The organism is Nocardiopsis trehalosi NBRC 14201, from assembly GCF_001552555.1.
Classification (GTDB): Bacteria; Actinomycetota; Actinomycetes; order Streptosporangiales; family Streptosporangiaceae; genus Nocardiopsis_B; species Nocardiopsis_B trehalosi.
The window spans coordinates 1-7,708 of sequence record NZ_BCRK01000240.1; the positions used below are offsets into that span (position 1 = coordinate 1).

Annotated in this window: 7 protein-coding genes; 4 read left to right on the top strand and 3 right to left on the bottom strand. The window is 76.1% G+C overall.

The features are described 5' to 3' along the window. Positions 1 to 38: 38 nt before the first annotated feature. The 3 genes from NT8_RS25920 to NT8_RS25930 form a co-directional block, all read right to left on the bottom strand. Positions 39 to 1,463: an endo-1,4-beta-xylanase gene (locus tag NT8_RS25920; protein ID WP_067975044.1), complete on the bottom strand. Its 1,425-nt coding sequence runs from the start codon at positions 1,461 to 1,463 to the stop codon at positions 39 to 41. Between the two features lie 364 nt (positions 1,464 to 1,827). Continuing rightward, complete coding sequence (locus tag NT8_RS25925) at positions 1,828 to 3,054, bottom strand: sensor histidine kinase (protein WP_245646337.1); 1,227 nt, start codon at positions 3,052 to 3,054, stop codon at positions 1,828 to 1,830. Between the two features lie 56 nt (positions 3,055 to 3,110). Then, on the bottom strand, positions 3,111 to 3,767 hold the full coding sequence (locus tag NT8_RS25930) for a response regulator transcription factor (RefSeq protein WP_067975050.1): 657 nt from the start codon (positions 3,765 to 3,767) through the stop codon (positions 3,111 to 3,113). A 194-nt stretch (positions 3,768 to 3,961) separates the two neighbouring features. Between NT8_RS25930 and NT8_RS25935 the strand changes: the two genes are divergently transcribed. From NT8_RS25935 to NT8_RS25950, 4 genes are read left to right on the top strand one after another with little or no spacing between them, the layout of a single operon-like run. After that, positions 3,962 to 4,474, top strand: a complete 513-nt coding sequence (locus tag NT8_RS25935) for a hypothetical protein (protein ID WP_084469288.1) — start codon at positions 3,962 to 3,964, stop codon at positions 4,472 to 4,474. Next, positions 4,471 to 5,754, top strand: a complete 1,284-nt coding sequence (locus NT8_RS25940) for a peptidoglycan-binding protein (protein WP_084469289.1) — start codon at positions 4,471 to 4,473, stop codon at positions 5,752 to 5,754. The genes NT8_RS25935 and NT8_RS25940 overlap by 4 nt, the downstream gene beginning before the upstream one ends. Beyond that, the gene (locus NT8_RS25945; RefSeq protein WP_067975056.1) at positions 5,751 to 6,437 is read left to right on the top strand and encodes an ABC transporter ATP-binding protein; all 687 of its coding nucleotides are present in this window, start codon (positions 5,751 to 5,753) and stop codon (positions 6,435 to 6,437) included. Before NT8_RS25940 ends, NT8_RS25945 begins: the two co-directional genes overlap by 4 nt. Beyond that, positions 6,437 to 7,639, top strand: coding sequence for an ABC transporter permease (locus NT8_RS25950; RefSeq protein ID WP_084469290.1), 1,203 nt, complete (start codon positions 6,437 to 6,439; stop codon positions 7,637 to 7,639). Before NT8_RS25945 ends, NT8_RS25950 begins: the two co-directional genes overlap by 1 nt. Positions 7,640 to 7,708 lie beyond the last annotated feature (69 nt).

Consider the following 7,708-nt stretch of genomic DNA (forward strand, 5'->3'; position numbering starts at 1 on the left):
GGCGGGGCGGCCGGGCGGGGGCCGGCCGCCCGGGGGGATCAGACCGCGGTGCAGGCCTGCCCGTTGAGGGTGAACGCGGTCGGCGCGGTGTTGCCGCCGCTGTGGGTGGCGTTGAAGCCGACGGTGACCGTCCCGCCCGCGGGCACGGCGCCGTTCCACGCCGCGTTGGACACGGTGACCGTCGACCCGGACTGCGCCCAGGTCCCCGACCACCCGCTGGACACCCGTTGGCCGGAGGGCCAGGACCACGACAGCTCCCAGCCGCTCAGCGCCGACGCGCCGTTGTGCGTGAACGCCACCTGGCCGGTGAACCCGGTGGACCACTGGTTCTGCACGGTGTAGTCGACCTCGCACGCGCCCGGTTCGGGGTCGGGGCCCGGGCCGGGGCCGCCCGGCCCGCCCAGCGCCTCCTGGATGGCGTAGTAGGAGGGCTTGGGCGTGTAGTCGTCGAAGTAGATCAGCGGGGCGCCCTGGCCCGGGAACACGTCCGGCACCCACGAGTACCGGTCGACGATGCCCCACACGGTCACCCCGATGCACCGGTCGACCGCCAGGCAGGCGTCGAGCACCGCGCGGTAGTCGCGGGCCTGCTGCTGCAGCTCGTTCTGGTCGGCCGGCATGGGGATGCGGACGTCCAGTTCGGTGATCGCGACGTCCAGGCCGAGGTCGGCGAAGCGCTGGATGTTGCGCTGCAGGTCGGCCGGCACCTGCCCGTTGATGAGGTGGGCCTGCATGCCGATGCCGTCGAGCGGCACGCCCTGGGCCAGCAGGTCCCGCGCCAGCTCGTAGTAGGCGTTGCTCTTCGCGTTGATGCCCTCGATGTTGTAGTCGTTGAGGTACAGCTCCGCGTTCGGGTCGGCCTCGGCGGCCATGCGCAGGGCGTCGGCGACGAAGCCCTCGCCGAGCGTGTTGTAGAAGACCGAGTTCCGCCACGAGCCGTCGTCGTTGAACGGCTCGTTGACGACGTCCCAGTAGGCCACCCGGCCGGCGTAGCGCCCGGCGACCGCGTCGATGTGGGACTCCATGATGCCGCGCAGCTCCGCGGCCCCGAACCCGCCGTTGGACACCCACGACGGGAGCTGGCTGTGCCACACCAGGGTGTGGCCGCGCACGGTCTGGTCGTTGGCGGCGGCGAAGTCCATGAACGCGTCGGCGTCGCGCCAGTTGAACTGCCCGCGCGAGGGCTGCACGGTGTCCCACTTCATGGCGTTCTCGGCCGTCGCGGCGTTGAACTGGGTGGCGGCCAGGTCGGCGAACCGGGCGTCGCCGGAGAGGTACCCGGCGCCGAGCGCGGCCCCGATCTCGAAGTCCCGCGCGTCGGCGAGTTCGCGCAGGGGGGTGTCGGCCTGGGCGGGGGCGGCCAGGGGGACGGCCAGGGCGGCGGCCGCGACCGCCGCGAGGGCGCCCCGCAGGGCGCGGGCGGGCAGCCGGGACAGGCGTCTCCCGCGTCTGGTCTCGCTCATTGCTCCACCTTTCGGAGGCGGTGTGCTGGGGGATGGGAGCGCTCCCGGGCGGACGCGCCGAACGTAACATCGGAGGTGTCGGTGCGTGAATACGGGATTACGGGCCGCGCGGGGGCATTTGTGCGGGGCGGGCGCGCACCAGCGCTTTCATTTCGCGGCGGCGGGAAATTCGAAAGTTTCGGGACGCGATGCCGGTCTAAGGAACGGCCGGATATCGCCGTTCGGCCCGACCGATATGCGCGAGCGGCGGTGATGGGTGGTGCACCCACGGGGCCGCTTGGCCGCCCGCCGACGCGCCTTCCGATAATTTCGAGAGATCACAGCACATTATCGGACGACGCGCACGATGCCGTACCGGCGGCCGTTACACCCCGGCCGCGTCCTCCTCCGGCACCGCGGCCGCCGCGGGCAGGGTGACGGTGACGACCAGCCCGCCGCCCTCGCGCGGGCGCGCCGCCACCCGGCCGCCGTGCACCCGCGCCACCGACCGCACGATGGACAGGCCCAGGCCGACCCCCTTGGCGGTGACCACGCGCTCCGGACCGAGGCGGCGGAACGGCTCGAACAGCGACGGGACCTCGTAGGCGGGCACCACCGGCCCGGTGTTGGCGACCTCCACCTCGACCTCCCGGTCGCCCGCCGCGCGGGAGGCGACCGCCACCCAGCCGCCCTCGCCGGTGTTGTGCCGGATCCCGTTCTCGACCAGGTTGGTCACCAGCCGTTCGAGCAGCAGGGCGTCGCCCGAGGTCGGCGCCTCGCGCGCGTCGGTGCGCAGGTCGACGCCCGCCCGCCGCGCCTCGGCCGCCGCCTGCGCGCCGACGTGCTCGGCCACGTCGGCGAGGTCGACCGGGAACCGGTCGCTCAGCTCGTTCTCCGACCCGGCGAGCAGCAGCAGGCCCGAGATCAGCCGCTCGTGGCGGGCGTTGATCTCCAGCAGGTTCTCGCCGAGCCGCCGGACGTCCTCGGAGGCCGACCGGCGGTGCATCGCCATCTCCACCAGGGCCCGCCCGACGGTCAGCGGGGTCCGCAGCTCGTGCGAGGCGTTGGCGACGAACCGGCGCTGGCCGTCGAACGACCGGTCGAGCCGCTCCAGCATGGTGTCGAACGTGTCGGCGAGGTCCTTGATCTCGTCGTCCGGGCCGTCGAGGGCGATGCGCTCGTGCAGCCCGCGGTCGGCCGCCGGCGCGTGCGCGATGCGCCGCGCGGTGTCGGTCACCCGGTGCAGCGGGGCGAGGATGCGTCCGGCGATGAGCCAGCCGCAGGCGGTGGCGGCGGCGCAGACCACCAGCAGGGAGAGCGCGCCGTAGGTGACGAGGGAGCTGGTGGCGGCGGCGCGCAGCCGGTCGCGCTCGCCGCGCATCCACTCCTCGGCCCCCATGGCGTTCTGGGCGTCCTCGCCCACGAGCAGCCCGCCGTCGCCCGACCCGGCCGCCCCGTCGGCCCCCTCGGCCGGGGAGCCGGCGGCGAGCCGCACCATGAGGGAGCCGCTGAGCTGGTCCTGGAACAGCAGGTAGGTGACGCCGAGCAGGATGACGCCCGCCACGAGGAACACGCCGCCGTAGACCAGCGCGAGCCTGGCGCGCAGGGTCAACCGCCGGCGGCGGGGCCGTCCGGGCCGCGCGGCCCGGACGCGGAACCGGGGACGCCTCATCGGATGCGGTACCCCACCCCGGTGAGGGTCTCGACGACGGGCGGGCCGCCGAGCTTGCGGCGGAGCTTGAGCACGGCCAGCCGCACGGCCCCGGTGAACGGGTCGGCGTGCTCGTCCCACACCTTCTCCAGCAGCGCCTCGGCCGAGACCGCCGCCCCGTCGGCGCGCAGCAGCTCGGCCAGCACGGCGAACTCCTTCTTCGACAGGGCGACGTAGCGGCCGTCGCGGAACACCTCGCGCCGCGCGGGGTCGAGCGTGATGCCCGCGCGGCGCAGGACCGGCGGCACCCCCGGCCGCGACCGGCGCCCCAGGGCCAGGACGCGGGCGGCCAGCTCGGGGAACGCGAACGGTTTGGTGAGGTAGTCGTCGGCGCCCAGGGTCAGCCCGGCCACGCGGTCGGTGACCTCGGCGGCGGCGGTGAGCATCAGCACCCGGGCGTCGGAGTCCGACGCCACGAGCCGCCGGCACACGTCGTCGCCGTGCACCCGGGGGAGGTCGCGGTCGAGCACCACGACGTCGTAGTCGTTGACGCCGACGCGCTCCAGCGCCTGGTCGCCGTCGTGGGCGACGTCGACCGCGTGGGCCTCCCCGCGCAGCCACTCGGCGGCGGCGTCGGCCAGCAGGGGTTCGTCCTCGACCACCAGCACCCGCATGCGTCCTCCCGGCCGGGGCCGCGCCCGCGGCCCGCACCCCCTCATGGTCGCGGATCGGGGTGTTTCCTCCCCGTAAGGGCGGCCCGGCGGCCGACGCGGCCCCGGCCGGACGCAAACGCGGGGGAAACACGCCCCCGTGTTGCATCGCCTCCGACCGGCCGGCGACCCGCCGGCCCGACCGAGGAGGCACCCGGATGAGGACACCCTTGCGCGCGGCCCTGCTGGCGGCCCCGCTGCTGCTCGCCGCCGCCCTGACCGGCTGCGGCACCGCCGCCGACGGAGGCGACGCCGCCGGTGCGGAGGCGTCCCCGAGCATGAGCGCCGACGAGGCCGGCGTGGCCTACGCGCAGTGCATGCGCGAGAACGGCGTCCACATGGAGGACCCCGCACCAGGCCAGGGCCCCATGCTGCAGGTCGACGGGTCGGTGAGCCGCGAGACCGTGCAGGCCGCCCAGGAGGCGTGCGAGGAGTACCGCGCAGCGGCCGGCGCCGGGCGGGGCGACGACGGCGAGATGCAGCAGAGGAGCCAGGAGTTCGCCGAGTGCATGCGGGAGAACGGGATGGAGGACTTCCCCGACCCCGAGCCCGGCCAGCCCGGTGTGCAGATGGACGGCGAGACCCGTGAGGACCCCGACTTCGAGGACGCGATCGCCGAGTGCCAGCCCATCTTCGGCGGTGCCGGGGCCACCCCGGGGGGTCAGGGATGAGCGCTCCCGAGGCCGACGCCCGCGGGGAGCGGGCGGCCGCGGCCGGTCCGCCCGACGGACCGCCGGACGCCGGCGCGCCGGACCGGCCGGCCGCCGGTGCGGAGCCGGCGCCCGGCACCCCCGCCACCCCTGACGCAGCGGACACCCCCGACCCCGACCCCGGCTCCGCCCCCGACGGCGCGGCCGGCGCGGCCCCGCCCGGCCGCACCCGGCGCGGCCGCCGCGTCGCGCTCACCACCGCGGCCGCCCTGCTCGGCGCGGCCTGCGTGGCCCTCGGCGCCTCGATCGGCGCGGCCCGCGGGGAGACCGGGGACGCGGCCGCCACCGGGCTGCCGCCGGAGACCGCCGAGGTGGTCCGCCAGACCCTGGCGGACACCGAGGAGATCGACGGCGAACTCGGCTACGGCCCGGCGACCGCCGCGGTGAGCCGCGCCTCGGGCACCCTCACCGCCCTGCCCGGCAGCGGCGACACCGTCGCCCGCGGCGAGACCCTGTTCGAGGTCGACGCCGACCCGGTGACGCTGATGTACGGCGGCGAGCCCGCCTACCGCGAGATGGCGCCCGGCATGTCCGGCCGCGACGTCGAGCAGCTGGAGGACAACCTCGACGCACTCGGCTACGGGGGGTTCACCGTCGACGACGAGTACACCTCCGGCACCGCCGCCGCCGTCGCGGAGTGGCAGGACGACCGCGGCCTGGCGCAGACCGGCGTCGTCGGGCTCGGCTCCGTCGTCTTCGCCCCCGGGTCGGTGCGCGTCGACGCCGTCCAGGCCGCCGAGGGCGCCCCCGCCCAGCCCGGCACCACCGTCCTGGAGTACACCGGCACCGAGAAGGTCGTGACGTCGGTCCTGGACGCCGACGACCGGCGGCTCGCCGAGGAGGGCGCCGCGGTGGAGGTCGTGCTGCCCGACGGCACGGCCGTGCCCGGCACCATCACCGAGGCCGCGTCGGTGATCCAGCCCGCGGCCGACGGCCAGGGGCAGCCGGAGACCACCATCGAGGTCGTGGTGGAGCTCGGCGGCGACGACCCCGAGGCGGCCACCGCCGACTACGACCTGGCGGCCGTCGACGTCGCCTTCACCGCCGCGACCCGCGAGGACGTGCTGACCGTCCCGATCGCCGCGCTCCTCGCCCTGCCGGAGGGCGGGTTCGGGGTGCAGGTGGTCGACGGGTCCGCCGTCGAGAACGTCGCCGTCGACACGGGCATGTTCGCCGACGGGCGGGTCGAGATCTCCGGCGGCGGCGTCGACGAGGGCACGACGGTGGGGATGCCGCAGTGATCACCCTCACCGACGTGACCAAGACCTACCCGGGCGGGGTCGTCGCCCTGGACCGCGCCTCCCTGACCATCGAGCGCGGCGAACTCGTGGCGATCGTCGGCCCGTCGGGGTCCGGCAAGTCCACGATGCTCAACATGCTCGGCACGCTCGACCGGCCCACCTCGGGCACGGTGCGGGTCGACGGGCACGACGCGGGCGCGCTCTCCGACGCCCGGCTGTCCGCGCTGCGCGCCACCCGGATCGGGTTCGTGTTCCAGCAGTTCCACCTGGCCCCCGGCACGCCCGCGGTGGACAACGTGGCCGACGGCCTGCTCTACACCGGGCTGCGCCCGGCCGAGCGCCGCCACCGCGCGGCCGCCGCCCTGCGCCGGGTCGGGTTGGGCCACCGGATCGGCCACGCGCCGCACGAGATGTCGGGCGGCGAGCGGCAGCGGGTCGCCATCGCCCGCGCCGTGGCCGGCGACCCGCCGCTGCTGCTCGCCGACGAGCCGACCGGCGCCCTGGACTCCGTGTCCGGTGCGGCGGTGCTGGAGCTGCTGCGCGGGCTGAACGCCGCCGGCACCACCGTCGTGGTCATCACCCACGACCGGGAGATCGCCGCGGCCCTGCCCCGGCGGGTGCGGATGCGCGACGGCCGCGTGGTGGACGACTCCGCCCGCCCGGTGCCGGCGGGGGCGGCCTGATGGCGGCGGACCTGACCCCGGCCCGGCTCGGCGCGCGCGACGTGCTCCGGGTCGGCGCCGTGGGCCTGCGCACCCGGCCGCTGCGCGCGTTCCTGTCGGCCCTGGGCATCGCCATCGGCATCGCCGCGATGGTGGGCGTGGTCGGGCTGTCCAGCTCCTCCAGCGCCGAACTCGACCGGATGCTGGCGTCCCTGGGCACCAACCTGCTCACGGCGCGGCCGGGCAGCACCATGACCGGCGGGCAGGCGGAGCTCCCGCTCGCCGCGGAGTCCATGGTCGACCGGATCGAGGACGTGTCGGCGATGTCGGCCATCGGCGCCGTGGCGGACACCGGGGTGTACCGGTCGAACGTGATCCCCGAGGCGGAGACCAAGGGCATCGTGCCCTACGCCGCCCGGCTGGACCTGCCCGCCACCACCGGCGCGGAGACGGCGAGCGGCACCTGGCTCAACGAGGGCACCGCCGAGTACCCCGCCGTGGTCCTCGGCGCGACGGCGGCCGACCGGCTCGGCATCGGCGCGGCCGACCCCGCCACCCAGGTGCTCATCGGCGACACCTGGTTCACGGTCGTCGGCATCCTGGAGCCCGCGCCGCTGGCGCCCGAGCTGGACACCGCGGCGCTGGTCGGCTGGCCGGTCGCCGAGGCCGAACTCGGCTTCGACGGCCACGCGACCACCATCTACACCCGCTCCCCGGAGGAGGCGGTGGAGTCGGTGCGGTCCGTCCTGGGGCCGACGGTCAACCCGGCGGCGGCCAACGAGGTGGAGGTGTCGCTGCCCTCCGACGCGCTCGCCGCCCAGCAGGCGGCCGACCAGACCCTGACCGGGCTGCTGCTCGGCCTGGGCGCCGTCGCGCTCCTGGTGGGCGGGGTCGGCGTCGCCAACACCATGGTGATCTCGGTGCTGGAGCGCCGGGCCGAGATCGGGCTGCGCCGGTCACTGGGCGCCACCCGCGCCCAGATCCGCACCCAGTTCCTCGCCGAGTCGCTGCTGCTGTCGCTGCTCGGCGGCGCGGGCGGCGCGGTCCTCGGGGCCGGGGTGACGGCCGCCTACGCCGTCGCGCGCGGGTGGCCGGTCGTGGTGCCGCCGTGGGCGGTGCTCGGCGGGCTGGCCGCGACGCTCGTCATCGGCTGCCTGGCCGGGCTCTACCCGGCGGTGCGGGCCTCGCGGCTGTCGCCGACGGAGGCGCTGGCGGCCCACTGACCGGGCGGACCGCGGCGGCGACGGGGACCGCGGGGGCCGCCCGACGCGGCGGGCCGGGGCCACGGCCCC

What these genes read in the sequence shown, in the direction of transcription:
- NT8_RS25935 (WP_084469288.1), top strand. Translation starts at nt 3,962, where the DNA reads ATGAGGACACCCTTGCGCGCGGCCCTGCTGGCGGCCCCGCTGCTGCTC.
- NT8_RS25930 (WP_067975050.1), bottom strand. Translation starts at nt 3,767, where the DNA reads ATGCGGGTGCTGGTGGTCGAGGACGAACCCCTGCTGGCCGACGCCGCC.
- NT8_RS25920 (WP_067975044.1), bottom strand. Translation starts at nt 1,463, where the DNA reads ATGAGCGAGACCAGACGCGGGAGACGCCTGTCCCGGCTGCCCGCCCGC.
- NT8_RS25940 (WP_084469289.1), top strand. Translation starts at nt 4,471, where the DNA reads ATGAGCGCTCCCGAGGCCGACGCCCGCGGGGAGCGGGCGGCCGCGGCC.
- NT8_RS25950 (WP_084469290.1), top strand. Translation starts at nt 6,437, where the DNA reads ATGGCGGCGGACCTGACCCCGGCCCGGCTCGGCGCGCGCGACGTGCTC.